This is a genomic window from Nonomuraea sp. NPDC050663 (genome assembly GCF_044456985.1).
Classification (GTDB): domain Bacteria; phylum Actinomycetota; class Actinomycetes; order Streptosporangiales; family Streptosporangiaceae; genus Nonomuraea.
In genome coordinates this window covers 32,301-55,948 of record NZ_JBITGL010000015.1, presented here as the reverse complement: position 1 = coordinate 55,948, position 23,648 = coordinate 32,301, and the positions used below count along the sequence as shown (strand labels likewise).

The window sequence follows — 23,648 nt, the reverse complement described above, 5'->3', positions numbered from 1 at the left end:
GCCTGTGCCCTCTCCGACGGCTGCGTTGCCCAGTGCCTCCGCTTCTCCGGCGCACTCCGTCTCGCCGACGCCTGGCGAGACGCGGCGGCCCGCTGCCCGGCCGAGCCGTCCGCGGCCTGCCACCGGGGAGAAGGGGCGGGAGGGCTCTGGGGACTCGGGCGGCTCAGGGAGGTCGGACGGCTCTGGCGGTTCGAGAGGTTCGGGCGGTTCCGGCGGTTCGAGCGGCTCAGGCGGCTCAGGCAGGTCGGACGGCTTCGGCGGCTTCGGCGGCTTGGGCGGTTCGGGGGGTTCGGGCGGCTCTGGCGGCTCTGGGGGCTCTGGGCGCTCCGGTGGCCCTGGCGGCTCCGATGGGGGCCCTGGGGGCTCCGGTGGCGGTTCGTGGGCTTCTGGGGGCTCTGACGGGCGCTCCGGTGCCTCCGGCGAGCGCAGTGTCAGTCAGCCACCCGCGGAGCTTCAGGAGGGCGGCTACGAGCCCCGCCGCGCGGACAGGCAAGGCGTGCTGGCGCGCTTCGCCGAGCGCAGGGAGGGCCTGGACGGCACCGCCAAGGTTGTGGTGATCTTCACCGGCGTCGTCTCGGTGGCCGCCATCGCCGTCCTGGGCGGCCGCACCGGCGCCTCGACCCGCCGCACCATCCGCTAGGCCGTACGCCTAAGGCGCTCCCGGGAAACGCCGGTCGATCTGCTCGTACTGCTCCCGGGCCACCGCGAACGCCTCGGGCTGGACCGCCTTCATCCCCGAATACGGATGCTCCATCACCAGGATGATCAGGATGCCCCCCACCACGACCCCCACCCGCACCACGTCGCCCGCGACAGACGCCACGGTGGGCCTGGCCCTCGCGAACCACGGCAGCACGATCACCACCAGCCCCGAGAGCACGAGCGAGATCATGAAGATGTTGTCCAGCGAGCTCCCCGCGTCGTCCGCCCGCACGACCCTGGCGTGCGTCACGTCGGAGATCCGGTCGAGCGCGGTGCTGCGGAGCTCCTTGTCGGCGTCGGAGACCGGCCGCAGGTTCATGATCGAGGCCCTGAGGTCCTCAAGGGTCCGCGCGGGTTCCTGCGCCAGCTCGCCCTCCGACATCCTCGGCCAGTCGAGCTGGATCGTCTCCGTCGTGTAAGCCTTGATCTGCGACCTGATCTGCTCGGAGTCCGGCAGGGGCGCCACCGCCCAGTAGAGCTCGGTCAGGCTCTCCGACTCGGCCAGCGCATCGCTCTCGGCGGCGCCGCTCGCGTCGTAGACCAGCACCGCGGCGTAGGCGAGCACCAGCAGGTAGGCGGCGAGCGCCAGGTTGGCCGCGAAGTCGAGCGAGCTCGCGCTGTAGTCGCCCTCGTCGTCCTTGCCCTTGCGCCGGAGCACGACCAGCGCGATCAGCAGGACTGCGACGGCCACCAGCACCGATGCCCACGCCATGGCTTCGATCCCTCCGATAGGCCACCTTGGCTACCGAGAGTAATCGCGCTATTCGCGTAGCTCGTGGATCGCCGCGAGGAAGTCTTTGGTGATCCCCCTCAGTCCCGGCAGATGGGACAAGCCCACCAGCCGGTCGACCATCGCCACGGAGACGTCGATGAGCCGGTGGGTGCGCTCGCAGCCGGGCGAGTTGTCGTGCACCCAGAAGAGCACGATCCCCATCGACATCAGCCAGAGCAGTTCGGGCAGCTCGGCGCGCAGATCGGGATCCATGCGGCCCTTGGAGCCCTCCACCACCCGCCGGTAGATGGAGATCGCCGCTTCGCGCACCGGCGACGACTCCCTGCTGAACGGGCTGAGCGGATTGTCGGGCTCGGCCGCGTGCTTGAAGAACTTCACCGCGAAGGCGTGGTAGGGCTCCGACACCTGCACCCAGGCCTTCAGCACGCCGCTCAGCCGGGCCGCGAAGGCCGCCTCGGTCGCCAGCAGCTCACGGCAGGCCTCTTCGTGCGCCGCCTGGGCGCGGTCGTAGTACGCCTGGATGAGAGCTTCCTTGGAGGCGAAGTAGTAGTAGGCGTTGCCCACGGAGACTCCGGCCTCCGCGGCGATCGCCCGCATCGTGGTCGCCTCGTAACCACGCTCCCTGAACAGGCGCAACGCCGTCTCGACGATAACCTCACGGCTGTTCCCTCGGGGTTGGGACACGCCATTCAGCCTACCCAAGGTCATCAGATCGGCATCACCCGGCAAAGATCCACATCCAGGAGGGATGAGCGGGATTCATCAGTGGCATTGATCATTCTGGCGGAAGGGCTTGTCCGCGAGAAGGCATTAATATGTGGATACGACTCTTTGGAGTCGCGACGCTTGGCATGGTGATTTCCATCAATGCGATGGCCAGCGCCGCTTCGGCAACACCCACCTCTTCGGTGAAGGATCCGGTACGGCATGCACCATCACCCATTGTTCGCACCTACGAATTCGACGGCGTGCTGCAGACGGCACGCTGGTACACCGAATCGGCGCCCAGGGCCGAGACGCCGTCCGAGCGTCAGCGCCCCGCCCGTCCGGCGCGCGTGTCCCACCGCCGCGCCGTCAACGCCCTGACCACGGCGGGACTGCGCTGGAAGTCGTCGGGACACTGCATCGACCGGCGGGTGCGCGTGTGCACCTCGCTGGAGGCCGTGCGGTCGGAGACCATTCACGACGTCATCGCGCTCAAGCGGGTGAGCCGGTGCCCCATCATGGTGACGGGAGGCACCGAGGCGGGACACGCGCCTGGCTTTTTCAGCCACGCCCGGGGCTACAAGCTGGACATTCTCCATAACGCCTGCATTGACCGCTATATCACGAAGAATCATCCAAAGAGCGGAATGCGACGCGACGGTGCAACTCTCTATCGCGCCCCCGGCGGAACCATATTCGCGGACGAGTTCGACCATTGGGACATTCTTTTCAAATAACGAAAAGCCCGACACCACCGTCGAGGCGCCGGGCTTTCGTCGACCAAGCGTCAGAGCTCCGAGGCCACCAGCTCGGCGATCTCGGCGGCGTTGAGCGCCGCGCCCTTGCGCAGGTTGTCACCGCACACGAACAGGTCGAGCGTGTTCGGGAAGTCGATCGCCTGGCGGATGCGCCCGATGTAGGTCGGGTCGGTGCCCACCACGTCGATCGGCGTCGGCCAGACGCCGTTCTGCGGGTCGTCGACCAGCACCACGGTCGGCGCGGCCTCCAGGATGCGGTGGGCGTCGGCCACGGTGATCTCGCGCTCGAAGCGGGCGTGGACCGCCAGGGAGTGCGTGGTCACGACCGGCACCCGCACGCAGGTCGCCGAGACCTTCAGGTCGGGGATGCCCAGGATCTTGCGCGACTCGTTGCGCAGCTTGAGCTCCTCGGAGGCCCAGCCGCCCTCCTTGTAGGAGCCCGCCCACGGGATCACGTTGAACGCGATCGGCGCGGGGAACGGCGAGTCGTCGGAGAGCTTGTTGGCCAGCGCCTTGCGCACGTCGCCCACCGCGGAGCCCACGGTGCGGTCGCCCGCCAGCGCCTCGATCTCGTCGTAGAGCCGGGCGGGACCGGCCACCCCGGCGCCGGAGACGGCCTGGTAGGAGGCGACGACGAGCTCGGTGAGGGTGAACTCGGCGTGCAGCGCCCCGATGCCGGCCATCATCGACAGGGTGGTGCAGTTGGGCGTCGAGATGATGTTGCGCGGGCGGTTGAACGCGTCGCGCGGGTTCACCTCGGGCACCACCAGCGGCACGTCGGGGTTCATGCGGAAGGTGCCCGACTTGTCGATGACGATCGGGCCGCGGGAGGCGGCGATCGGCACCCACTCGGCCGAGACCTCGTCGGGGACGTCGAAGATGGCGATGTCGACGCCGTCGAAGACCTCGGGGGTCAGGGCCTGGACGACCACGTCCTCGCCGCGGACCGGCAGCAGCTTGCCGGCGCTGCGGGCCGAGGCGACGAGACGGATCTCGCCCCAGATGTCGTCGCGCGTCGAGACGAGCTCACGCATCACGGTGCCGACAGCACCGGTCGCGCCGACGAGAGCGAGGGTGGGCTTGCGGCTCATCTTCCACTACCTCCGTACACCACTGCTTCAACCTGGTCCGCGTCGAGGTCGAAGGCCTTGTGGGCCGCCTGCACGGCGGTGTCCACGTCGCCCTGACCCACGATGACCGAGATGCGGATCTCCGAGGTGGAGATCATCTCGATGTTGACCCCCGCGTTGGCGAGAGCCGCGAAGAACGTCGCCGTGACGCCCGGGTGCGAACGCATGCCCGCACCGATCAGCGAGATCTTGCCGATCTGGTCGTCGTACTGCAGCGACTCGAAGCCGACCTGCTGCTGGATCTTCTTCAGCACGGACAGCGCGGTCTGGCTGTCGGTGGCGGGAAGCGTGAAGGAGATGTCAGTGCGGCCCGTGGCTGCGGCCGAGACGTTCTGCACGATCATGTCGATGTTGACTTCGGCGTCAGCCAGCGTTTTGAAGATCGTGGCAGCCTCGCCGACCTTGTCGGGCACGCCGACAACGGTGATTTTGGCCTCGCTCCTGTCGTGCGCGACGCCGGAGATGATCGGCTGCTCCATCTCGGTTCCTTCGCTGTAAGGGTTGGACACGACCCAGGTGCCCTCCTTCGTGGAGAAGGAGGAACGGACATGGATCGGCAGGTTGAAACGACGGGCGTACTCGACGCACCGCAGGTGGAGGATCTTGGAACCGCTCGCCGCGAGTTCGAGCATCTCCTCGTAGGAGATCTTGTCGACCTTCTGGGCCAGCGGCACGACGCGGGGGTCGGCGGTGAAGATGCCGTCGACGTCGGTGTAGATCTCGCACACGTCGGCGCTGAGCGCGGCGGCGAGAGCCACGGCCGTGGTGTCGGAGCCACCGCGGCCGAGGGTGGTGATGTCCTTGGTGTCCTGCGAGACACCCTGGAAGCCGGCCACGATCGCGATCTGGCCCTCGGTCAGGGCCTCCTGGATGCGGCTCGGCGTCACATCGATGATGCGCGCCTTGCCGTGCGTGGACGTGGTGATGACACCGGCCTGCGAGCCGGTGAACGAGCGCGCCTCGCTGCCCAGGTTGGCGATGGCCATCGCCAGCAGCGCCATGGAGATGCGCTCGCCGGCGGTCAGCAGCATGTCGAGCTCGCGGCCCGGAGGCAGCGGCGAGACCTGCTCGGCCAGGTCGAGGAGTTCGTCCGTCGTGTCGCCCATCGCGGAGACGATCACGACGACGTCGTTGCCGGCTTTTTTCGTCGCGACGATCCGCTGCGCGACCCGCTTGATGCAGGACGCGTCGGCGACGGACGAACCACCGTACTTTTGCACAACGAGCGCCACGAGAGTCTCCCGGTTTGGACTGTGAGGGGCCAGTCTACCGGGGACGTCTGATGAGCCCGCTGGGCGCGACCACTATGTGGACAAGGCCTCTTCCGCCACGTCAAGCCGGGTGTGGGCGGCCAGCGCCTGTAGCGCTCTCATGGCCGCGCCGGCGTGGTTGCCCCAGGTGTTGAAGTAGGAGTACTGCCACCACCACAGGGCCTCGTGCGGCCGTCCGGCGCGGAAGTGGCGCAGCCCGTGGATCAGGTCGGCGGCCACCGCCGTCAGGTCGTCGGACAGGCGGTACGGCGTGACGCTCGTGTCCTTGTACGGGTCGAACACCTCGGCGTAGTCGTCGACCGCGCCCAGACGCTCGGCCAGGGCGGTGCGCACCCCGTCGAGGTCGGGGTCCTCGCCGATCGCCGGCTCGAGGTTGCCCGACAGGATGACGTCCTTGCTGGCGCCCAGTTTCGCGCCCGCGAGGCTGACCTGCGCCACCTCGACCAGCAGCAGCGACCAGATGGCGTCGCCGCCCTCGCCGCAGGCCACTCTGGTCAGGCCGTCGACGAAGTCTTGTGCGTGCCCCGCGGTCTCCTCTGCGAGAGCGCTCCAGTGGTCAGACATCCAGCAGCCTCCGTCCTTCGAACGCTCGACCCAGCGTGACCTCGTCAGCGTATTCGAGGTCGCCGCCCACCGGCAGTCCACTGGCCAACCGTGTCACTTTGATGCCCATAGGTTTGATGAGACGGGCCAGGTAGGTGGCCGTCGCTTCGCCTTCCAGGTTGGGGTCCGTCGCGATGATCAGCTCGGTTACCCGTCCGTCGGCCAGACGAACCATGAGCTCGCGAATACGCAGGTCATCGGGGCCGACGCCGTCGATCGGGCTGATCGCGCCGCCCAGCACGTGGTAGGTGCCGCGGAACTCGCGCGTCTTCTCGATCGCGACGACGTCCTTGGGCTCCTCCACGACGCAGATCACGTGCGTGTCGCGCCGCTGGTCGCGGCAGATGCGGCACTCCTCCTCGGAGGCGACGTTGCCGCACGTCCGGCAGAAGCGGACCTTCTCCTTGACCTCCAGCAGCGCGTGCGCCAGCCGCTTGACGTCAGCGGGATCGGCCGCCAGCAGGTGGAACGCGATGCGTTGCGCGCTCTTGGGACCGACGCCCGGCAGCATGCCGAGCTCGTCGATCAGGTTCTGGACGACCCCCTCGTACATCGTCTAGAACCCCGGCAGCTGTCCGCCGAGCCCGCCACCCAGACCCTGGGCGAGCGGACCGAGCTTCTCCTGCTGCAGGTCGGCGGCGGCGCGAACGGCGTCGCGGATGGCGGCGATGACGAGATCGGAGATCGTGTCGGCGGTCTCCTGCGGGTCCGCGGCGTCGATGACGCTCGGGTCGATCTTCAGCTCGAGCAGCTCGCCGGAGCCGTTGACCACGGCCTTCACCAGCCCGCCACCCGAAGAGCCCTCGATCTGCGCGTCGTTGAGCTCCTGCTGGGCGTTCACGAGCTGCTGCTGCATGACCGCGGCCTGTTCCAGCAGCTGCTGCAGGTTGACATCCCCTGGGTTCACCGGTGTGCGCTCCTCGTGGCTGGTGATAGCTCCAACTGCCACGAGCCTACGGTGTTTGGACGCCGTCATGCACTGCGGCCTCGATGTGTCTGGATGCGGGCTTGTTGTTTGACCGGGTCCCGGCCCCCCTCCAGCGTCCGGAACCCGGCCAAAGCGTCGGCCGGAGCGGCCGCACCATGCCGACGCGCCCACAGCAGAACGTAGTCAGGTCAACGTTGCGCACACGTTGCACTCAATCAATCACCCCCCGCAATCCCCGAATCGGTTGCGCGCGCGTGCCGTACGAGTGATGCTCGTCTTGCGGTGGTGACTACTTGGAGTGGCCGATGGGTAACGCCGAGCTGGACAGGTACTCACGTCGGCTGCGCGAGGCACGCGAAGCCGGGCGGTGGTCCTCCGGCGCACGCAAGGAGATCTGCGAGTCTTGGGGCCGCTCCTTCAGCGCCGGCATCGACGTCGACATCGCCGCCGCCCCCCTCGTCTACGAGCACGGAGCGATCCGCGACATCCGCCGCGCGCACCCGCTCGATCCCCTGACGCCCATGATCATCAACATGCTCAAGCGCATGGCCGACGAGAGCGCCCACATCCTCATCGTCACCGACGCCCACGGCCGGATCCTGTGGCGCGAGGGCCACTCGGCCACCAAACGCGCCGCCGACCGCGTCGGCCTCAGCGACGGCCACATCTGGGCCGAGGGCTCCGTCGGCACCAACGGCATCGGAACCGCCCTGGCCACCCGCAAACCCGTCCACGTCTATTCAGAAGAGCACATCATGCGCGCCCTGCACGTCTGGTCGTGCAGCGGGGCGCCCATCATCGACCCCGACACCGACGAGGTGCTCGGCTGCATCGACGTCAGCGGCACCAGCGAGACGCTCCATCCGGCGACCGTCGCCCTCGTCGAGACCGTCGGCAGGCTCGCGGAGAGCCAGCTCGCCGTACGCATGCACGAACGCGACCACCGCCTGCGCGCCCACCACGACGCCCTCCGGCACCGCACGGGAGTCCTGATCACCGCGACCGGCCGCGTCATCGCCGGCGACTCCACCGGCAGCCTCGGCCCGCGCATCTCCGTCACCGGCACCTCCGGCTTCACCACGCTGCCCGACGGCCGCATCGGCATGCTGGAGCCCTTCCACGGCGGCTACCTCCTGCACACCTCCGCCGCCGAGGGCGAGCGCCAGCCCGTCCGGCTCAACCTCCTCGGCGACGGCACGCCCAGCGTCTACATCGGCGACCGCAACCTGGCCCTGTCGCTCCGTCACGCCGAGATCCTCGCCCTGCTCGCGCTCCACCCCCACGGGCTCACCGCCGAGCAACTCTCGTTCCACCTGTACGGCGACGACGGCAACCCCGTCACCATCCGCGCCGAGATCCACCGGCTGCGCGCCCAGCTCGGCGGCACCATCGCCGCCAAGCCGTACCGCCTGACCACCACCGTGCAGGCCGACTTCCTCACCGTCAGGCACCTGCTCGCCGACCGCGACCACGCCGGCGCCGCCAAGGTGTACGGCGGGCCGCTGCTGCCGCGCTCGGAGTCACCGACGCTACGGCGCGAGCGGGACGAACTGGAGGTCCAGGTGCGCACGTGCTTGCTCCGGTACGGCACGCCCGACGATCTGTGGGCCTACGCGCAGACGGCGAACGGGCGCGGAGACTACGAGGTGCTGGAGCAGCTGGTCACCGTGCTTCCGCCGGGAGATCCCCGGGCACTGGCGGCCCACCTACGGCTCAGCGTGGGCGACTGACCGCCGGGCTCCTGGAACAGACCCGGTCAGGTGTGGGTCAGGTGTGGGTCAGGTGTGGTCGATCTCCCCGATCACCTGAGCGCCGAGCTCGCGCTGGAGCAGCGCCATCCCGCCCGACGCGTCGACATCGGCGTCGGCGTCGTTGAGCGGATCCACCTCGTCGGACTCCGGCCCCTTGCCCGGAACCGCGTCCGGCCAGGCCGCACTGCCGCCGTGCCTGGGCGCGGGAGCACGCGGACCCGCCTGCGCGGCCGCCTGAGCCGCCGCCTTGGCCGCCGAACGCGCCGCGGACAGGCCCGTGGGGGAAGGGGACGGGGGGGCGGGGATCGGGTCGTCGGGGGCGTCGGGCCAGGACTCGTCCGTCGTCTGAACCGCCCGCCCGGCCCCACCACCCGCTACCTGCCCGGGACCACCGGCCGCTGCTTGGCTTGCGCCCGAGGTCTGTCCTGCGTTGGAGGTCTGTCCCGCGTTGGACACCTGTCCCGCACCGGATGCCTGGCCCGCGCCAGGCGCTTGGCTCACACCGGCTGCCTGTCCTGCACCGGCTGCCTGTCCTGCACCGGCTGCCTGTCCTGCACCGGCTGCCTGTTCTGCGCCTGATGCCTGGCCTGCTGCATGCGTCCCCGCGCCACCCGCCTGGGCGACCGCTCCCCCAGCGGTGCCCACCGCCTGGGACGAGGATCCGCCACCATGCCCGCCGCCTGCCGTACTGGAGTCACCAGAACTTGCGCCACTCCCCTGAGCGCCGCTCCCGCCAACGGCGCCGGTCGCGTCCTGCCCAGGACCTGCACCACCCTGTTCCTGGCCGCCCTGCCCAGGACCCGCATGCCCGCCGCGTGATCCACCTCCGGACTCGCCCCCGCCCGGACCACCACCAGGCGCGCGAACACCGCCACGACCAGGCGAAGGCGACCCGCCCACAACCGCCTCGACCCGCCAGTCACCACCCACGACCTTGCCGATCGCGTCGGCCACGGCGGCATCACGTTTGCCGGTCAGGAAGCCCTTCATGTCGCCGGGCTTGTCGAAGCCAAGGGTGACGAGGTTGCCGTCGACGCCCATGAGCGTGGCCTGGTTGCTCACGATCATCCACGCGACGCGCTGCTCGACCTTCATCCGGTCGAGGATGGCCGGCCACTGCTGGTAGACGACGGAACTCCCGCCACCACCCGCGGGCGCAGCCGCCGCAGCAGCCGGAGCGGCTGCCTGCGCGACAGGAGCACCGGGCTTGGCCGCCTCCGGCCAATCAGCTCCGCCCTGGGCGGCCGCCGAACTGGTGCCACCACCGGCAGCCGGCGCTTGAGCCTGCACAGGCGCGGCGGCCTGCGGCGCAGTGGCCTGCGGACCAGTGGCCTGCGGACCGGCGGCCTGCGGACCGGCAGCTTGCGGACCGGCAGCTTGCGGACCGGCAGCTTGCGGACCGGCAGCTTGCGGACCGGGGGCAACCGACGGAGGAGCGGCAACAGGCGGAGCAGCGGCGGCGGGCGCAGACGTCACAGCAGGCGCGGCAGGCGGTGCGGCGGCGGCCTGCGGGGCACGCGCAGCCATCTGCGCGACCACCCCGCCCCGCTCCAGCCGCTCCAGCCGAGCCAGCAGCGAGGCCTCCCCCTGCCCAGCCCCCGGCAGCAACACCCGAGCGCACATCAGCTCGAGCAACAACCGCGGCGAGGTAGCCCCCCGCATCTCGGTCAGCCCCGCGTTGAACAACTCCGCGGCCCGGGTGAGCTCAGCAGGCCCCATCGCAGCAGCCTGCTGCACCAGCCGCTCCAGCTCGTCCCCCGGCCGATCGAGCAACCCGCTGCCGGCCGCCTCGGGCACGTTCGCCAGGATCACCAGATCGCGGAACCGCTCCAGCAGATCGGTGGCGAACCGCCGCGGATCGTGGCCGCCGTCGATGACCCGATTGACCGCCTGGAAAACCGCCGACCCGTCACGCACGGCGAACGCGTTGACGATCTCGTCGAGCAGATCCCCATCTGTGTACCCCAGCAACGAGACCGCGCGAGCGTAGGTGATGCCCGCGTCGTCGGCCCCGGCCAGCAGCTGGTCCAGGATCGACAGCGAGTCTCGCGCCGACCCGGCCCCGGCTCGCACGACGAGCGGCAACGCGGTCGGCTCGAAGGGCACGTCCTCGGAGACCAGGATCTCCTCCAGGAGCGCCCGCAACGTCGCGGGCGGCATCAACCGGAAGGGGTAGTGGTGGGTGCGCGACTTGATCGTGCCGATGACCTTTTCCGGCTCGGTCGTCGCGAAGATGAACTTCAGGTGCGGCGGCGGCTCCTCGACGAGCTTGAGCAGCGCGTTGAAACCCTCGCGGGTCACCATGTGCGCCTCGTCGATGATGTAAATCTTGAAGCGCGCCGACACCGGCGCGAAGAAGGCCCGCTCCCTCAGATCACGAGCGTCGTCGACACCACCATGCGAAGCGGCGTCGATCTCGATGACATCGAGGTGCCCCGGCCCCGTGGCGGCCAGCGCGACGCAAGACTCGCACTCACCACAAGGCTCCGGAGTCGGACCCTTCTCACAGTTAAGACTTCTCGCCAGAATTCGGGCACTCGAGGTCTTGCCACACCCCCGCGGGCCGGAGAACAGGTAAGCGTGGTTGATACGTCCCGTCCGCAGTGCCTGACGCAGCGGATCTGTGACGTGCTCCTGTCCCTTGACCTCGGCGAACGTCCCGGGCCGGTATTTGCGGTAAAGCGCAAGGCTCATGCGACCATCCCGCCTGCGAGGGGCTCAACGAAGAGACCCCCCGCACACCCGCCAGAGCCCGCTTATCCTTGCTGCCTTCCGGCCCTGGGGAGGTTCACAGGATGACGCCGCGCGAGGGGTCCTTGGACAGTCTAGCCCCGTACGGCAGTGCTCGCTCCCGCGAAATCGTGGTCTCTTCAACGTTCCGAGTCCGGTAAGCTCGTCGACGGAGGATTCGCCTAGTGGCCGAGGGCGCACGCTTGGAAAGCGTGTATAGGGCAACCTATCAGGGGTTCAAATCCCCTATCCTCCGCCAGCTCAGAAGGCTCATGCCGAGATCAACGGCATGAGCCTTCTTGCGTTCCCCTCATGGACGAGCCCGGAACTGTGATCCACTGACGCCATGGAAGTAGCCATCATTGCCGGGTTGATCGCCATCGCCGGTACTTTGTTAGGTTCCTTCGTGACGCACCTCTTCCAGAGCCGATCCGTCGCGCGTGCTGAGAAGTTCACGATCTCGGCTCGCCTCCGGGAAGAGCGGATGACCGTGTACAGCGGCTTCGCGGGCACCATCCTCGAACTCCGATCTGCCCAGTACAACCGCGCCTTTCGCGGCTTCGAGGGCGAGGACAGCGCCGAGCACGTGGAAGCCAGGGCGACGTCCCACAGGCTGCGTGTCGTCGCCTGGCAGGCGCTCTACCGTGTCCGCCTCATCGCCGACCGGTCCGAGGTCAAGGAGCTCGCGGAGAAGGCGATGGCACTCGTGGGCGACATGCACGACGCCAAGGATCAGCCCGCGCTGGTCAAGCGCGGCGATGACGTCCGCGCTGCCGTCGAGGAGTTCATCGCCATGGCCAGCACCGAGGTGGATTGGACCAACCGGCAGGTCAATCCTCCGTCCAAGACCAGCTGAGGCCTCGTGCTCCTAGCGGGGCGACTCGATGGCGGACACGAACTGCTCAGCCTGCTCCGCGTCCGCTCCCTTCTCGATACGCACCAGGAAGACTGCCGCCTTGCGGCGACCCTCGTCGAGGAATCGCCTCACGGGCTCCGTCAGGTCCTCCGGCCAGCGGGCGGGGAAATCGTGTCCGACGAAGCCGTCTCGTAGCATGCTCGCGGTCTGCCACGCCTCGAAGCGGCCGACCTGGCCGGCTTTGCGGATCAGGGCGACCGCCTGGTCGAACTCTCCCGCCTCGATGAGGTCGTGCGCCTCAGCCTGGACCTCGACGGGCATGAACAACGGGATCTCGACTCTGACCGTCACCCGGTTGCGCCGCCGCCAGATCACAACGACCAGCACTGCGGCAAGGAGCAGAACCGCCACCACGATCAGGCTTCGTCCAGACATGGCGGCATGGTAGGTGACACAACGCGTTATGTCTGTCCCTTGATCGGCTTCTAGGCTTCGGGGATGGCACAGGTCGGCAAGGTGATGGCGAGCTTCTGGGGGCCGGGCGACTACGGCGTTCTGTCGCCGTTGACGCCGGGCATGGTCCACGACGCCGAAGAACTCCTCGGGGTGAGGTTGCCGGTCGAGCTGCTGCGGCTGCTGCGTGTCCAGAACGGCGGCGCGGTGAGTGAGCGCTGGAACGCCTTCCCTGTGCCGGGTGAGGAGCCCATCCCGTTCGACCACTTGATGGGGATCGGCCCCGCCCGGGCGTGATCTGACGATTCTGGACACTCCTTACCTGGTCAAGGAGTGGGGGATGCCGTCGCCTTCGGTTCTGCTCGCCGGTGACGGGCACACGTGGGTCGCGCTTGACTATCGGGAGGGCGAGCCCTGCGTCACGTGGTTCGACGTCGAGCTCGAGACCGAGCTGGTCCTGGCCCCGGACTTCCGCACGTTTCTTGCCGGGCTCTCCCCGTGGGTGGGCTGACGCGTACTCAGCCGGATCCACCTCGCGGCGTCGCACCAAAACGGGGAGTCCTGGCCCGCGTCTACATCGTCACCCGAAGAGTGTGACGGGCCGGCCGTCGCGGAATAGCCGCGCCGCCACCAGCTCCCCGCCCGCGTACCCCTCGACCCTGACGACCCTGGCCTGGGCCAGTCCCGGGACCGTCACCTCGGCCGTGTCGCCGTCCAGGTCCACCGAGGCGCGTGGCCGGCCGTCGGTGATGAAGTCGGCCCTGTCGACGTTGACGCCGCGCACCCGCACCGGGTCGAGCGTCACCTCGAACTCCCGCCGCCGCCCCTCGCGCAGCAGCGCGAAGGCCGCTGCCAGGAGGTCCCTGTCGCCGTGCATGATGTCGTCGCGCGTGACCGGGTGGATCGTCTCCGACCGCACCCCGAAGTCCTCGACGCTCACGCCGGCGTTGGGCCCGACGCGCAGCAGCCGCCTGATCGCCACCCGGAGCCCGACACCCTCGGGCAGTGGGCGGTAGGGGAAGTCGCCGTCACCGCTGGCGAGCTGCATGAGCAGCGGGAACTCCCACACGTTGGCGCCGCCGGCTCCGGTGGTGTCGTCGACGCCGAGCACGTCGCCGATCCCGTGGTCCTGGTACCCGGCGGCGAACACGTCGCCCGAGGAGTAGCAGCGCGCGTCGGTCACCAGCACGCTCGGCCCGAAGTAGCTCTGCGGCACCCGGGCGAGCCGGCTCGCGGGAGTGAACGGGATGCCCGCGGAGAAGGGCGCCCCCGTCTCCATGGCCTGCTCCATCGAGCGCAGCCAGGGCTCCATCGATCGCTGGTTGCGGCAGATGCGCAGGTTCAGCGGGGTGCTGAGGAACTGCGCCGGCATCGGCTCGATGCGCCGCGCGGTCAGCGCCTGGAGGCTCAGCTCGGCCATGAGGATGTTGCCGCCGCGGTTGCCCCGCACGTCGATCACGACGCCGCCGGGCGGTAGCCGGCCGAGCAGCTTGATGAACTCGTTGACGAAGGTCTCGACGGAGCGGTCGGCCGACAGGAACTCCCTGATCCTGATGTAGCCGAACTCGCCGAGGACCCGCGCCTCGAAGGCCGTGGCCACCTCGGGCCTGACCGGGAGGCTGTCGGGCGCGGCCCTGACGGGCTCACCGGCCGCCTGCTGGTCCAGCACGTGCGGCGCGAACAGCAGGGTCCTGGCCCGCGACTCCAGCATCGCCTCCTGGTCGATGGCCAGGCTGGTGTCGTCGCCGAGGCTCTGCAGCAGCAGGATGAGGTCGGTGGGCACCGTCCAGCTCGTGCGTGCCGTACCCGCCTGTCCGTCGGGGGAGGCGAAGTCGATGAGGATCTGCTGCTCGTCGGGCGGCCCGGTGAAGGCCAGCGCCCGGGTGGTCATCTTCTCGACGGCCCGCGCGTGCCGGGCGGCGGGGTTGGCTCCGGGCAGCCGGTCGGCCAGCTGCTGTACGGCACGCGCCATCGGCACCCCGTTCCACCGGATGATCTCGGCGCCGGGGCGGAAGGCCCCGGTGAGCACCGGCGGCGCGCCCTCCTTCTCCGGCGCGACCAGGTAGCGGCGCCGCTCGCCGTCGGCGAAGGCCTTGACGGTGAAGGGCAGCACGGCCACGTCGCCCTCGAACACGCCGGGCAGCGCGTAGCGGGTGTGCAGGTCGCGGACGGAGTTGAAGATCTCGATGAGCTCGGAGTGCAGCTCCCATTCGGAGATGTCCTCCGAGCGCTCCAGCCGGGTGAGCAGCAGGCGCAGGCGGGCGACCGGGTTGATCCCGTAGCGCGCCACCTTGAGCGGGAGGTTGACGTAGTGCTGCTCCAGCACGAGGAGCGCCTGCCGTACGATCAGGCGTTTCTGGTCGGCGCTGAGCAGGGCCACCCTGGCCAGCGCGTCCGTCAGGGCGACCGATTTCGCCACGGGCGTGGGGATGGTTTCCGCAGTCATGCCCCCGAGTGTTCGCCCGTGGGCACGAACGCGCCTGAGTAAGCCCTACTCAAGCCATGACGGCCTTGGAGCGGTCGGTGGCCATGCGGATGGCCATGATGCCGAGGATGGTCCCCATGGCGTAGCGCTGGATGCGCAGCCAGGCGGGGCGGGCGGCGAAGAAGGCGGCCAGGCTGCTGGCCGACAGGGCGATCAGGCCGTTGACCGTGGTGGCGACGACGATCTGCACGGAGCCGAACGCCAGGCTCTGCCCGAGCACGTTGCCCGCCGGGTCGATGAACTGCGGCAGCAGCGACAGGTAGATGATGGCGATCTTGGGGTTGAGCAGGCAGGTCACCAGGCCCATGGAGAAGAGCCTGGTGTTGGAGGCGGGTTCCAGGTCGCGGGGCTGGAAGACGGAGCCGCCGCCGGGCTTGAGCGCCTGCCAGGCCATCCAGGCCAGGTAGCAGGCGCCGCCGATCTTCAGGGCGGTGTAGGCCGCAGGGACCAGGGCGAAGATCGCCGTGAGGCCGAGGCAGGTGGCCGCCAGGTAGAGGGTGAAGCCGAGCACCACGCCGGTCAGCGAGATCAGCCCTGCTCGGCGGCCCTGGGTGATCGAGCGAGAGATCAGATAGATCATGTTCGGCCCTGGCGTCAGCACCATGCCCAGGGAAACCAGTGCAATACCCACCATGCCGCTCAACATAGGAAAAGCGTAACGAATTACAGAGAGTAGCCAATCTTTGCGGCGGGCAGACGCACCACATGCAGTTCGACGACGACGCCAAACTCGATCCGTCGCAGGTCGAGGATGTAAGGGCCAGCGGCGGCAGACCCGGCCGGCGTGGCGGCGGCGGCATGCCCGGCGGCTGCGCGATCCCCATCGGCGGCAAGGGAGGCGGCTGCCTGCTGCTCCTGGTGGCCGTCGCCGCGCTCTTCCTGTTCAAGCTGGTGCCGACCCCCTTCACCGACAGCCCGGAGGAGACGCCGCAGCCCACCGCCCAGGGCGGCCAGGCCGGCGGGAACCTGGCCGACCGCTGCCGCACGGGAGCCGACGCCGACCAGTCGGAGGACTGCCGCATCGTCGGCACCGTCAACAGCATCCAGAGCTACTGGAAGCAGGCCTTCGACGCCAGGGGCCGCACGGCCTACACCCCGGCCAAGACGGTGCTGTTCTCCAACGCCGTCCGCACCGCCTGCGGCGCCGCCGACTCCAACGTCGGGCCCTTCTACTGTCCCGGCGACCAGAAGGTCTACCTCGACCTGTCGTTCTTCAACACGCTGCAGAGCCAGTTCGGCGCCAAGAACGGCCCGTTCGCCCAGGCGTACGTCATCGCCCATGAGTACGGTCACCACGTGCAGAACCTGCTCGGCACCATGAACAGGGTCGGCAACGACCGCCGGGGCGCCAACAGCGCGGCGGTGCGCCTGGAACTGCAGGCCGACTGCTACGCGGGCGTGTGGGCCAACAACGCCGTCAAGACGGGCTTCTACTCCGAGCCGTTCACCCAGGCCGACATCGACGAGGCACTCCAGGCGGCCGCCGCGGTCGGCGACGACAGCATCCAGCGCCGCACCCAGGGCATGGTCGTGCCCGACAGCTTCAGCCACGGCACCTCCGCCCAGCGCGAGAAGTGGTTCAGCGTCGGCTACCAGTCAGGTGATCCAAGCCGTTGCGACACGTTCACGGGCGCCATCTAGGGCAGTTGTCCATGCATGGACTTCAGGGACGACGCTCAACTTGACAGCTCGCAGGTCCAGGATGCCGGCCGTGGCGGCGGCGGCTTCCGGGGCGGACCCATAGCCATCGGCGGAGGCATCACCGGCCTCATCGCCCTGGTCGTCGCACTCGTACTCGGCAACATCGGAGGAGGCGGCGGCGGGCAGGAAGCCCCGGGGCTGCAGCCCACCTCCAACCTGGCCGACCGCTGCAAGACCGGCGCCGACGCGGAACAGGACCCCAAGTGCGAAGTCGTCGGCGTGGTCAACAGCATCCAGGCCTACTGGGGCGAGACCCTCCAGGGCTACGAGCAGGCCGACACCGTGCTCTTCGAGGGCGGGGTGCAGACCGGCTGCGGCGACGCCACCTCGGCCGTCGGCCCGTTCTACTGCCCCAACGACCGCCAGATCTATCTCGACCTCAGCTTCTTCGAGCAGCTGCAGAGCCAGTTCGGCGCGAAAGGCGGCCCGTTCGCCCAGGCCTACGTCATCGCCCATGAGTACGGTCACCACGTGCAGAACCTCTCCGGCCAGCTCCAGGGCGGCAGCTCGGTCGGCACCGAGCTCCAGGCCGACTGCTACGGCGGCGTGTGGACCAAGCAGGCGGTCAAGACGGGCTTCTACGAGAAGGAGTTCACCGCCGCGCAGATCGCCGAGGCGATGGACGCCGCGGCGGCGGTCGGCGACGACCGCATCCAGGAGCGCACCCAGGGCCGCGTCGACCCCGAGTCGTTCACCCACGGCAGTTCCAAGCAACGGGTCGCGGCCTTCCAGACCGGCTACGACAGCGGCGACCCGAACTCGTGCGATCCCGGCAAGCTGCAGTAAGGGCGGATCTCTCCTAGACTCGATGAGGTGATTTTCAAGTTGGTCGGCGACGGACGCCCCTATCCCGAACACGGGCTCACCCATCGGGAGTGGGCGCAGATACCGCCACGGCAGGTGAGACTCGATTCGCTGGTCACCACAAAGGCGATGCTCGACCTGCATTCCCTACTCGCCGCCGACTCCACCTTCTACGGCGACCTGTTCCCGCACGTCGTGCAGTGGAAGGGCGAGCTGTACCTGGAGGACGGCCTGCACCGGGCGCTGCGTGCCGCCCTGCATCAGCGCTCGATCCTGCACGCCAGGGTCCTGGAGATCCCGTAGAGAAAACGACGAAGGGCCCCTGACCTGGTCAGGGGCCCTTCGTTCATCTGGCGGTGGTGGAGAGATTTGAACTCTCGAAGGAGTTGCCCCCTTACGCGCTTTCGAGGCGCGCGCCATCGGCCACTAGGCGACACCACCGCAGAGAAGCTTACCGGATCCTGCGCAGTGCGAAGAACTCCTTGAGGATCACAGAACAGTCGTCTTCCAGAATTCCCGCGATCACCTCGGGCCGGTGGTTGAGCCGCCGGTCCCTGACCACGTCCCACAACGAGCCCACGGCGCCGCCCTTCAGGTCCTGCGCGCCGTACACGATCCTGTCGACCCGCGACTGCACCGCGGCCCCGGCGCACATGGTGCACGGCTCCAGCGTGACGACCAGTGTGCAGCCGGTCAGGCGCCAGCTCCGCGTGGCCAGGGCGGCCTGGCGCAGGGCGAGGATCTCGGCGTGGCCGGTGGGGTCGTGGGAGGCCTCGCGGTCGTTGCCGGCGGCGCCGATGACGCCCTCGCCGGAGACGACGACGGCGCCGATGGGGATCTCGCCGCGGTCGGCGGCGAGCCGCGCCTGGGCCAGGGCCTGGCGCATCGCCTCGTCGAAACGGTCGGGCGTGGTCACCGCAGCCTGTCGAGCTCGTCGGCGAAGCCGAGCTTCTCGGCGATGACCGACAGGATGTCGGCGGGCAGAGTGCCCTCCTCCATGGCCAGCTCCAGCAGTTCCTCGGGGCTCATGCCGAGGTCGCCGAGCAGGTCGATGTCGCCGGAGGGGCGCACGCCGAGCTCGGTCGACTCCTTGTCGGGCACCACCCCGGCGAACTCGGCGAACAGCTCGCCCAGCGGGTCGGGGCCGATCGCGTTGCCGTCGGACAGGAAGACCCTGGCCTCGACGTCGCCGGTGTAGCGGGCGATGGCGAACCATTCGTCCTCGACCTCGACGCACAGCAGGGCCAGCTCGTCGCCCGACAGCCGCAGGGCCTCACTCACGGCGTCGCCGAGGTCGTCGACGATCTCGGCGCCGCCGAGGTCCACCTCCGCGCCCGACCAGCCGTCGGGGGTGCGGACGAACGCGGCGGCGAAGACAGCGCTGGAGGGCATGGCCGAGCTCCCGGTTCAGCCGAAGACGGAGTCGATCGCCCGCTCGAAGGGCTCGGAGAAACCCAGCCGAGAGGCGATGCTGGACAGCACGTCCTCGGGATGAAGGTCAATGTCACCGGAGAGGATGCCCAGCTCCATCTCGTCCAACCCGAGGTCGACGAAGATCGAGAGGTCTCCCGCCGGGAGCACGGTGTCCTCGTCGAGGATCTCGTCGAGCTCGTCCTCGTCGGGGATCGGGACGTCAAGGTATTCCAGCACCTGCTGGGCCAGCGGGAAGTCGAGCGCGGCGGCGATGTCGGACAGGAACACGTCGACCCGGTCGCCCAGCACGCGCAGCGCCACGAAGAACTCGTCACCCACGGCGATCAGCCCGATCGTGCCGCTCTCGCTGGGCTGCTGTCTCAGGGCGTGGATGAGCCCGTGGAGATCGGAGGTGAGCGCCACCGGAAGCAGTTCGGCATCCCAGCACTCGTCCTCGCGGTAAATCACGATGGCGAAGTCGAGCGCATCCTCGTCGGTCATTGCCCACCCCCTGTGCGAATGGTTTCAGAATCGACCACCCGACGTGGGCCGCTCCTGCCAAATTGTGATCAAAACCAGGTACCGGACGTGCCGGTCCCTCCCCCAGACGATAGCGTTGTCCCTTATGGAGACCCTTGTCGTCGATCACCCGCTCGTGGCCCACAAGCTGACCACCCTGCGCGACGTCAACACCGACTCGCCCACCTTCCGCCGCCTGGCGGATGAGCTGGTGACCCTGCTGGCCTACGAGGCCACGCGCGACGTGAGGGTGACGGAGGTGACCGTCCAGTCTCCGGTGGCCGAGGCCCATGGCGTACGGCTGGCGACGCCCAAGCCGCTGGTGGTGCCGATCCTGCGCGCGGGTCTTGGCATGCTCGACGGCATGACCCGGCTGCTGCCCACCGCCGAGGTGGGCTTCCTGGGCATGATCCGCAACGAGGAGACCCTCCAGGCCGAGACCTATGCCACGCGCCTGCCCGACGACCTGTCCGGCCGGCAGTGCTACGTGCTCGACCCGATGCTCGCCACGGGCGGCACCCTCGCGGCCGCCATCCACTTCCTGTTCGACCGCGGCGCGGTCGACGTGACGGCGCTCTGCCTGCTCGCCGCCCCCGAGGGCCTGGCGTTCATGGACAAGGAGTTCGCCAACTCCGGCAAGCCGATCAGGGTCGTGACCGCCGCCCTCGACGAGAGGCTGAACGAGCACGGTTACATCGTTCCCGGTCTTGGGGACGCAGGAGACCGTCTCTATGGCGTTGTCTAAGTAATCCTTTTCCTTGAACTGGCTCGCTTGTTCGTTACATGCTGTGGTTGTGTGGGTACTTAGAGTAACGAAGGCATCTCTCCGCGTCTCCGGCGCGGATCTAAGGAAGCACGATGAGCGAGCGAATCGAAGCGGATACCAATCCGTACGTGGAGGTTGAGTCAGCGCTGCGCGACGAGTTCGCGGGCGTTCACTCCGCCTCCACGGTCACCCGCTGTGTCGAGGCGGCGCACTACGGCGCGCTTGAGGTCACCGGTTATGCCCACCCTGGCCTCGTGGAGCGCATCGCGCGCAAGCACCTTCACGTCCTCGCGCTGGTCGCGAGCGAACGCGGTTAAAGAAGATCGAGACTTACCGGCGAAGTTACGCTTTACCCCGCCACCTGCGTGGGTAATGTATTCGGCGGGTGTAGTGGGTAAGTGGGCACGGAGGCGACAGTGCAGGTCAAAAAGTGGCTCATCTGGGGAGGCGTGGCGTTTGTCGCCTACTTCCTCTTCGCGAGGCCCGCTGATGCGGCAGATGCCGTCAGGGGCGCTCTCGACACAGTGTTCAACGCGGCCGACTCTCTCGCGCAATTTGTGACCAGCATCGCATGAGACTTGTGACCCACGGGGACGCTGCCCCGTCGTCGGTCAACCGCTACCTACTCCCCCACGAAACACAGCACATCATGGTACGGCGACACCCAGCCGTGCTGTTGCGTCCGGTCGCCGAGGTCTTCGGCGGCCTGATCATCGCCGGGCTCCTCAGCAGGTTCTTCGGCGGTGGTGACAACGGCACGGCTCTGGTCGTCGTCTGGTGGCTCTGGCTGCTGCTCTTGATCCGGTTTGTCTGGAAAGTCGCCGAATGGTCGGTTGACTACTTCGTCGTGACCTCAAAGCGCATCTTGCTCACTACGGGGCTCATCACCCGTAAAGTCGCGATGATGCCGCTGACCAAGGTCACCGACATGAGCTTCCAGCGCTCCCTCATGGGCCGCATGCTGGGCTACGGCGAGTTCATCCTGGAGTCGGCGGGTCAAGATCAGGCCCTGTCGACCGTGGAGTACATCCCGTACCCCGAAACCCTCTATCTGGAGGTGTGCGCGATGCTATTCCCGAGTGACGACAAGGGTGACGATTAATCGGCTTTTCTCAGCTGGGGATACCCCATTCGGCCACTTCATGCAATCATTGCGTGTTGTTGACCCTTCCCCGCCCTGAGAGATGAGATGCCGAGTCAGGGAACCATCGGTGACCGCGTCCGCGGACTGCGGCTGAACAGGCGGATGTCTCAGGCCCAGCTGGCCGGACCCGACCTGTCGGACAGTTATGTCTCACTCATCGAGTCGGGCAAGCGCACCCCGACCCCGGTCGTCGCGCGGCTGCTGGCCGAACGCCTCGGCTGCACGACCGAGTTCTTGCTGCACGGGATCGAGCCGCGTCAGCGCATCGACACCGAGCTGGGTCTGCGACACGCCGAGCTCGAGCTCCGTCACGGCGACCCGGTGTCCGCCGCAGAACGGTTCTCCGAGATCGTCAAGGCGGTCGGCGAAGAGAACGCCATGCTCGCCTCCCAGGCCCGCCTGGGCCGCGCCCGCGCCCTTGAGGAGCAGGGCCGCCTCGGCCAGGCCGTCGAGGCCATGGAGCGACTGCGCACCGAAGCCGCCGCGCACCCCGAGCGGCTGGCCGACCTGCCGCTGACCGTCGCGCTGAGCCGCTGCTACCAGCGGGCGGGCGACCGGTTGCGTGCCCGCGACCTCGGACTGGCCGCGCTGGAGCAGATGGCCAGGCTCTCCATCGACCAGGGCGAACTCGCCGTCGACCTGGCGGCCGCGCTGATCGAGCTGCCCACCGGCGGCGAGAGCGAGCTCGCGTTCGTCAGACGGGTGCTCACGGTCAGTGGCGTTCCTGAGGTTGTGGACCGTTCCGCTGAGATTCGCACCCTGTGGGAGGCCAGCAAGTCGGCCGCCGCGGGTGAGGATTCGGCGCTCGCCGTCCGGCTGGCCGACGACGCCATCGCCGCGGGCCGCCCGGCCCGGCTGGCGCTGCAGCTGGCCCGCGCGGCCATGCACTTCGCGCAGCTGGAGACCTGCCCGGTCGAGGAGGCCGAGCAGCACGTCACCGCCGCCGCGAAGGCGTTCTCCGTCTTCACCGCCACCCGCATCGAGCTCGGCCAGACCAAGGTCGTCCACGCTCGCGTGCGGATGCGGGCCGGCGACCCGGTCAGGGCGGGCGAACTCGCCTCTGCCGGGCTGACGCTCCTCGACGGGGCTCCCGGCACTCTGCCCGCGCAGGCGCACCTCGTGCTCGCCCAGGTCGCCCTGGATCTCGGCGCCGACGCCACGGCTGCTCTGCGGGCCGCTCGCGACCTGCTCGCCGCGCTCGACGGCCCGGTCTTCGGCTCCGACAGGCAGGCGGCTCGCGCGTGGCGTGAGCTGGGTGACCTGTTCGGCCGGGCGGGTGTTCGAGCAGACCAGACGGCGGCGTATCGTAGAGCGCTCGAGGCTGCCGGGGTCCGCTCCGCCATGGCGGGAGTGACGATCGAGGCTTCTATCAGCCGCTGACCTCCGGATTTGTCTTTTGGGCCCTGGAATAATTAGGGTCTACCAGTCATTGACTCATAGGATGACTGGTTTCCCCGGAGGAGGCGGACTGTGAGTCTGCGTACGGCGCAGCGGGCTTCGCTCGTCGACCAGGTGATCGACCAGCTCAAAGAGCAGATCACCTCTGGTTCGTGGGCGATGAACCGCAAGATCCCCACCGAGACTGTCCTGGCTGAGCAGCTCGGTGTCGGACGCAACACCGTGCGCGAGGCCGTTCGCGCGCTGACGCACGCGGGGCTGCTCGAGTGCCGGCAGGGCGACGGCACCTACGTCCGGGCGACCAGCGAGCTGTCCGGAGCCATGCTCCGGCGGCTGCGCCAGGCCGAGCAGCTCGAGATCCTCGAGGTGCGCCGCGCACTGGAGGTCGAGTCGGCGCGCCTGGCGGCCACCCGCCGCAACGACGACGACATCGTGCGCATCGAGGCCGCGCTGTCGGCGCGTGACCGCGCGTGGGAGTCGGGGACGGCCGAGGAGTTCGTGGAGGCCGACCTCGCCTTCCACATGGCGGTCGTGCACGCCACGCACAACCTCGTCCTCATCGACCTGTACGAAGACTTCTCCGCGGCCCTGCGCGCCAGCATCACGGCCGCGGGCACATCGCTGAACAAGAGCTACATCCCGCACGACGCCATCGCCCGCGCCATCGCCGCCGGCGACGCCACGGCGGCGGAGCGCGCCGGCCACGCGTGCATGGAACACATCCTGATCGCGCTGACCGACCAGGAGTGATCCTCTCGTACGGCAGGCGGGGGCGACCCCCGCCCGCCGTACACGGCG

At 68.8% G+C, this 23,648-nt stretch carries 28 protein-coding genes, 2 tRNA genes and 1 other RNA gene; 15 read left to right on the top strand and 16 right to left on the bottom strand.

What is annotated here, in order from left to right:
• Positions 1-496 precede the first annotated feature (496 nt).
• Complete coding sequence (locus ACIBH1_RS35770; RefSeq protein ID WP_397318444.1) at positions 497-640, top strand: hypothetical protein; 144 nt, start codon at positions 497-499, stop codon at positions 638-640.
• A gap of 9 nt (positions 641-649) precedes the next feature.
• Here ACIBH1_RS35770 and ACIBH1_RS35765 read toward each other — a convergent pair whose 3' ends face one another.
• Entirely contained in the window at positions 650-1,414 is a 765-nt protein-coding gene (locus tag ACIBH1_RS35765) for a hypothetical protein (RefSeq protein WP_397318443.1), read from the bottom strand.
• A gap of 48 nt (positions 1,415-1,462) precedes the next feature.
• Positions 1,463-2,119, bottom strand: coding sequence for a TetR family transcriptional regulator (locus ACIBH1_RS35760; protein WP_397318442.1), 657 nt, complete (start codon positions 2,117-2,119; stop codon positions 1,463-1,465).
• 167 nt (positions 2,120-2,286) lie between these two features.
• Here ACIBH1_RS35760 and ACIBH1_RS35755 point away from each other — a divergent pair, with 167 nt between their 5' ends.
• Complete coding sequence (locus ACIBH1_RS35755; RefSeq protein WP_397318441.1) at positions 2,287-2,877, top strand: hypothetical protein; 591 nt, start codon at positions 2,287-2,289, stop codon at positions 2,875-2,877.
• Positions 2,878-2,927: 50 nt separating this feature from the next.
• Here ACIBH1_RS35755 and ACIBH1_RS35750 read toward each other — a convergent pair whose 3' ends face one another.
• The 5 genes from ACIBH1_RS35750 to ACIBH1_RS35730 all read right to left on the bottom strand — a co-directional run bounded on the left by ACIBH1_RS35750 (position 2,928) and on the right by ACIBH1_RS35730 (position 6,809).
• The gene (locus tag ACIBH1_RS35750; RefSeq protein WP_397318439.1) at positions 2,928-3,989 is read right to left on the bottom strand and encodes an aspartate-semialdehyde dehydrogenase; all 1,062 of its coding nucleotides are present in this window, start codon (positions 3,987-3,989) and stop codon (positions 2,928-2,930) included.
• Entirely contained in the window at positions 3,986-5,260 is a 1,275-nt protein-coding gene (locus ACIBH1_RS35745) for an aspartate kinase (RefSeq protein ID WP_397318438.1), read from the bottom strand. The genes ACIBH1_RS35750 and ACIBH1_RS35745 overlap by 4 nt, the downstream gene beginning before the upstream one ends.
• Before the next feature lie 72 nt (positions 5,261-5,332).
• On the bottom strand, positions 5,333-5,863 hold the full coding sequence (locus tag ACIBH1_RS35740; protein WP_397318437.1) for a DUF5063 domain-containing protein: 531 nt from the start codon (positions 5,861-5,863) through the stop codon (positions 5,333-5,335).
• Entirely contained in the window at positions 5,856-6,455 is a 600-nt protein-coding gene (gene recR, locus ACIBH1_RS35735; protein ID WP_397318436.1) for a recombination mediator RecR, read from the bottom strand. The genes ACIBH1_RS35740 and recR overlap by 8 nt, the downstream gene beginning before the upstream one ends.
• A gap of 3 nt (positions 6,456-6,458) precedes the next feature.
• Positions 6,459-6,809, bottom strand: a complete 351-nt coding sequence (locus ACIBH1_RS35730; protein ID WP_397318435.1) for a YbaB/EbfC family nucleoid-associated protein — start codon at positions 6,807-6,809, stop codon at positions 6,459-6,461.
• Positions 6,810-7,135: 326 nt separating this feature from the next.
• Here ACIBH1_RS35730 and ACIBH1_RS35725 point away from each other — a divergent pair, with 326 nt between their 5' ends.
• Positions 7,136-8,560, top strand: a complete 1,425-nt coding sequence (locus ACIBH1_RS35725) for a GAF domain-containing protein (protein WP_397318434.1) — start codon at positions 7,136-7,138, stop codon at positions 8,558-8,560.
• Between the two features lie 48 nt (positions 8,561-8,608).
• On the opposite strand, the gene ACIBH1_RS35720 is transcribed toward ACIBH1_RS35725, so the two are convergent.
• The gene (locus ACIBH1_RS35720) at positions 8,609-11,275 is read right to left on the bottom strand and encodes a DNA polymerase III subunit gamma and tau (RefSeq protein WP_397318433.1); all 2,667 of its coding nucleotides are present in this window, start codon (positions 11,273-11,275) and stop codon (positions 8,609-8,611) included.
• Between the two features lie 28 nt (positions 11,276-11,303).
• Positions 11,304-11,399: signal recognition particle sRNA small type (gene ffs, locus ACIBH1_RS35715), an RNA gene on the bottom strand.
• Positions 11,400-11,482: 83 nt separating this feature from the next.
• Here ffs and ACIBH1_RS35710 point away from each other — a divergent pair.
• Both ACIBH1_RS35710 and ACIBH1_RS35705 read left to right on the top strand, forming a co-directional pair.
• Positions 11,483-11,570 (top strand) — tRNA-Ser (locus ACIBH1_RS35710).
• Positions 11,571-11,657: 87 nt separating this feature from the next.
• The gene (locus tag ACIBH1_RS35705) at positions 11,658-12,167 is read left to right on the top strand and encodes a hypothetical protein (protein WP_397318432.1); all 510 of its coding nucleotides are present in this window, start codon (positions 11,658-11,660) and stop codon (positions 12,165-12,167) included.
• A 12-nt stretch (positions 12,168-12,179) separates the two neighbouring features.
• On the opposite strand, the gene ACIBH1_RS35700 is transcribed toward ACIBH1_RS35705, so the two are convergent.
• Positions 12,180-12,602: a hypothetical protein gene (locus ACIBH1_RS35700; protein ID WP_397318431.1), complete on the bottom strand. Its 423-nt coding sequence runs from the start codon at positions 12,600-12,602 to the stop codon at positions 12,180-12,182.
• 63 nt (positions 12,603-12,665) lie between these two features.
• Between ACIBH1_RS35700 and ACIBH1_RS35695 the strand changes: the two genes are divergently transcribed.
• Both ACIBH1_RS35695 and ACIBH1_RS35690 read left to right on the top strand, forming a co-directional pair.
• Positions 12,666-12,917, top strand: coding sequence for an SMI1/KNR4 family protein (locus ACIBH1_RS35695; protein ID WP_397318430.1), 252 nt, complete (start codon positions 12,666-12,668; stop codon positions 12,915-12,917).
• 43 nt (positions 12,918-12,960) lie between these two features.
• Positions 12,961-13,131 carry a hypothetical protein gene (locus ACIBH1_RS35690; protein WP_397318429.1) on the top strand — a complete coding sequence of 57 codons (171 nt, stop codon included), beginning with the start codon at positions 12,961-12,963 and terminating at the stop codon, positions 13,129-13,131.
• 69 nt (positions 13,132-13,200) lie between these two features.
• Here the strand turns inward: ACIBH1_RS35690 and ACIBH1_RS35685 are convergent, their stop codons facing one another.
• Both ACIBH1_RS35685 and ACIBH1_RS35680 read right to left on the bottom strand, forming a co-directional pair.
• Complete coding sequence (locus ACIBH1_RS35685) at positions 13,201-15,066, bottom strand: S41 family peptidase (RefSeq protein WP_397318428.1); 1,866 nt, start codon at positions 15,064-15,066, stop codon at positions 13,201-13,203.
• A 49-nt stretch (positions 15,067-15,115) separates the two neighbouring features.
• Positions 15,116-15,739, bottom strand: coding sequence for a LysE family translocator (locus ACIBH1_RS35680; protein ID WP_397318427.1), 624 nt, complete (start codon positions 15,737-15,739; stop codon positions 15,116-15,118).
• Between the two features lie 71 nt (positions 15,740-15,810).
• Between ACIBH1_RS35680 and ACIBH1_RS35675 the strand changes: the two genes are divergently transcribed.
• From ACIBH1_RS35675 to ACIBH1_RS35665, 3 genes are read left to right on the top strand one after another with little or no spacing between them, the layout of a single operon-like run.
• Positions 15,811-16,746 carry a neutral zinc metallopeptidase gene (locus ACIBH1_RS35675; RefSeq protein ID WP_397318426.1) on the top strand — a complete coding sequence of 312 codons (936 nt, stop codon included), beginning with the start codon at positions 15,811-15,813 and terminating at the stop codon, positions 16,744-16,746.
• 15 nt (positions 16,747-16,761) lie between these two features.
• On the top strand, positions 16,762-17,592 hold the full coding sequence (locus tag ACIBH1_RS35670) for a neutral zinc metallopeptidase (RefSeq protein WP_397318425.1): 831 nt from the start codon (positions 16,762-16,764) through the stop codon (positions 17,590-17,592).
• A gap of 27 nt (positions 17,593-17,619) precedes the next feature.
• A complete protein-coding gene (locus ACIBH1_RS35665) occupies positions 17,620-17,913 on the top strand; it encodes a type II toxin-antitoxin system VapB family antitoxin (protein ID WP_181610644.1) in 294 nt (97 codons plus the stop codon).
• Positions 17,914-17,961: 48 nt separating this feature from the next.
• On the opposite strand, the gene ACIBH1_RS35660 is transcribed toward ACIBH1_RS35665, so the two are convergent.
• From ACIBH1_RS35660 to ACIBH1_RS35645, 4 genes are all read right to left on the bottom strand, one after another.
• A tRNA-Ser gene (locus tag ACIBH1_RS35660) sits at positions 17,962-18,051 on the bottom strand.
• Positions 18,052-18,061: 10 nt separating this feature from the next.
• Complete coding sequence (gene tadA, locus ACIBH1_RS35655) at positions 18,062-18,526, bottom strand: tRNA adenosine(34) deaminase TadA (protein ID WP_397318424.1); 465 nt, start codon at positions 18,524-18,526, stop codon at positions 18,062-18,064.
• Positions 18,523-19,002: a tRNA adenosine deaminase-associated protein gene (locus ACIBH1_RS35650; protein WP_397318423.1), complete on the bottom strand. Its 480-nt coding sequence runs from the start codon at positions 19,000-19,002 to the stop codon at positions 18,523-18,525. The genes tadA and ACIBH1_RS35650 overlap by 4 nt, the downstream gene beginning before the upstream one ends.
• 15 nt (positions 19,003-19,017) lie before the next feature.
• Entirely contained in the window at positions 19,018-19,524 is a 507-nt protein-coding gene (locus ACIBH1_RS35645; RefSeq protein ID WP_397318422.1) for a tRNA adenosine deaminase-associated protein, read from the bottom strand.
• 124 nt (positions 19,525-19,648) lie between these two features.
• Between ACIBH1_RS35645 and upp the strand changes: the two genes are divergently transcribed.
• The 5 genes from upp to ACIBH1_RS35620 all read left to right on the top strand — a co-directional run bounded on the left by upp (position 19,649) and on the right by ACIBH1_RS35620 (position 23,600).
• Positions 19,649-20,287 carry a uracil phosphoribosyltransferase gene (gene upp / locus ACIBH1_RS35640; protein ID WP_397318421.1) on the top strand — a complete coding sequence of 213 codons (639 nt, stop codon included), beginning with the start codon at positions 19,649-19,651 and terminating at the stop codon, positions 20,285-20,287.
• Positions 20,288-20,400: 113 nt separating this feature from the next.
• Positions 20,401-20,625, top strand: a complete 225-nt coding sequence (locus ACIBH1_RS35635) for a hypothetical protein (protein WP_397318420.1) — start codon at positions 20,401-20,403, stop codon at positions 20,623-20,625.
• 254 nt (positions 20,626-20,879) lie between these two features.
• The gene (locus ACIBH1_RS35630; RefSeq protein WP_181610639.1) at positions 20,880-21,410 is read left to right on the top strand and encodes a PH domain-containing protein; all 531 of its coding nucleotides are present in this window, start codon (positions 20,880-20,882) and stop codon (positions 21,408-21,410) included.
• An 87-nt stretch (positions 21,411-21,497) separates the two neighbouring features.
• Positions 21,498-22,832 carry a helix-turn-helix domain-containing protein gene (locus tag ACIBH1_RS35625; protein ID WP_397318419.1) on the top strand — a complete coding sequence of 445 codons (1,335 nt, stop codon included), beginning with the start codon at positions 21,498-21,500 and terminating at the stop codon, positions 22,830-22,832.
• 90 nt (positions 22,833-22,922) lie between these two features.
• Positions 22,923-23,600 carry an FCD domain-containing protein gene (locus ACIBH1_RS35620; RefSeq protein WP_181610637.1) on the top strand — a complete coding sequence of 226 codons (678 nt, stop codon included), beginning with the start codon at positions 22,923-22,925 and terminating at the stop codon, positions 23,598-23,600.
• The last annotated feature ends 48 nt before the right edge of the window (positions 23,601-23,648 follow it).

Bases quoted from the DNA above. Each gene is read 5' to 3' on its own strand.
- ACIBH1_RS35765 (WP_397318443.1), bottom strand. From the start codon at position 1,414: ATGGCGTGGGCATCGGTGCTGGTGGCCGTCGCAGTCCTGCTGATCGCG.
- ACIBH1_RS35755 (WP_397318441.1), top strand. From the start codon at position 2,287: ATGGTGATTTCCATCAATGCGATGGCCAGCGCCGCTTCGGCAACACCC.
- ACIBH1_RS35750 (WP_397318439.1), bottom strand. From the start codon at position 3,989: ATGAGCCGCAAGCCCACCCTCGCTCTCGTCGGCGCGACCGGTGCTGTC.
- ACIBH1_RS35740 (WP_397318437.1), bottom strand. From the start codon at position 5,863: ATGTCTGACCACTGGAGCGCTCTCGCAGAGGAGACCGCGGGGCACGCA.
- recR (WP_397318436.1), bottom strand. From the start codon at position 6,455: ATGTACGAGGGGGTCGTCCAGAACCTGATCGACGAGCTCGGCATGCTG.
- ACIBH1_RS35725 (WP_397318434.1), top strand. From the start codon at position 7,136: ATGGGTAACGCCGAGCTGGACAGGTACTCACGTCGGCTGCGCGAGGCA.
- ACIBH1_RS35720 (WP_397318433.1), bottom strand. From the start codon at position 11,275: ATGAGCCTTGCGCTTTACCGCAAATACCGGCCCGGGACGTTCGCCGAG.
- ACIBH1_RS35705 (WP_397318432.1), top strand. From the start codon at position 11,658: ATGGAAGTAGCCATCATTGCCGGGTTGATCGCCATCGCCGGTACTTTG.
- ACIBH1_RS35700 (WP_397318431.1), bottom strand. From the start codon at position 12,602: ATGTCTGGACGAAGCCTGATCGTGGTGGCGGTTCTGCTCCTTGCCGCA.
- ACIBH1_RS35695 (WP_397318430.1), top strand. From the start codon at position 12,666: ATGGCACAGGTCGGCAAGGTGATGGCGAGCTTCTGGGGGCCGGGCGAC.
- ACIBH1_RS35690 (WP_397318429.1), top strand. From the start codon at position 12,961: ATGCCGTCGCCTTCGGTTCTGCTCGCCGGTGACGGGCACACGTGGGTC.
- ACIBH1_RS35685 (WP_397318428.1), bottom strand. From the start codon at position 15,066: ATGACTGCGGAAACCATCCCCACGCCCGTGGCGAAATCGGTCGCCCTG.
- ACIBH1_RS35680 (WP_397318427.1), bottom strand. From the start codon at position 15,739: ATGGTGGGTATTGCACTGGTTTCCCTGGGCATGGTGCTGACGCCAGGG.
- ACIBH1_RS35675 (WP_397318426.1), top strand. From the start codon at position 15,811: ATGCAGTTCGACGACGACGCCAAACTCGATCCGTCGCAGGTCGAGGAT.
- ACIBH1_RS35670 (WP_397318425.1), top strand. From the start codon at position 16,762: ATGGACTTCAGGGACGACGCTCAACTTGACAGCTCGCAGGTCCAGGAT.
- ACIBH1_RS35650 (WP_397318423.1), bottom strand. From the start codon at position 19,002: ATGCCCTCCAGCGCTGTCTTCGCCGCCGCGTTCGTCCGCACCCCCGAC.
- ACIBH1_RS35645 (WP_397318422.1), bottom strand. From the start codon at position 19,524: ATGACCGACGAGGATGCGCTCGACTTCGCCATCGTGATTTACCGCGAG.
- upp (WP_397318421.1), top strand. From the start codon at position 19,649: ATGGAGACCCTTGTCGTCGATCACCCGCTCGTGGCCCACAAGCTGACC.
- ACIBH1_RS35635 (WP_397318420.1), top strand. From the start codon at position 20,401: ATGAGCGAGCGAATCGAAGCGGATACCAATCCGTACGTGGAGGTTGAG.
- ACIBH1_RS35630 (WP_181610639.1), top strand. From the start codon at position 20,880: ATGAGACTTGTGACCCACGGGGACGCTGCCCCGTCGTCGGTCAACCGC.
- ACIBH1_RS35625 (WP_397318419.1), top strand. From the start codon at position 21,498: ATGCCGAGTCAGGGAACCATCGGTGACCGCGTCCGCGGACTGCGGCTG.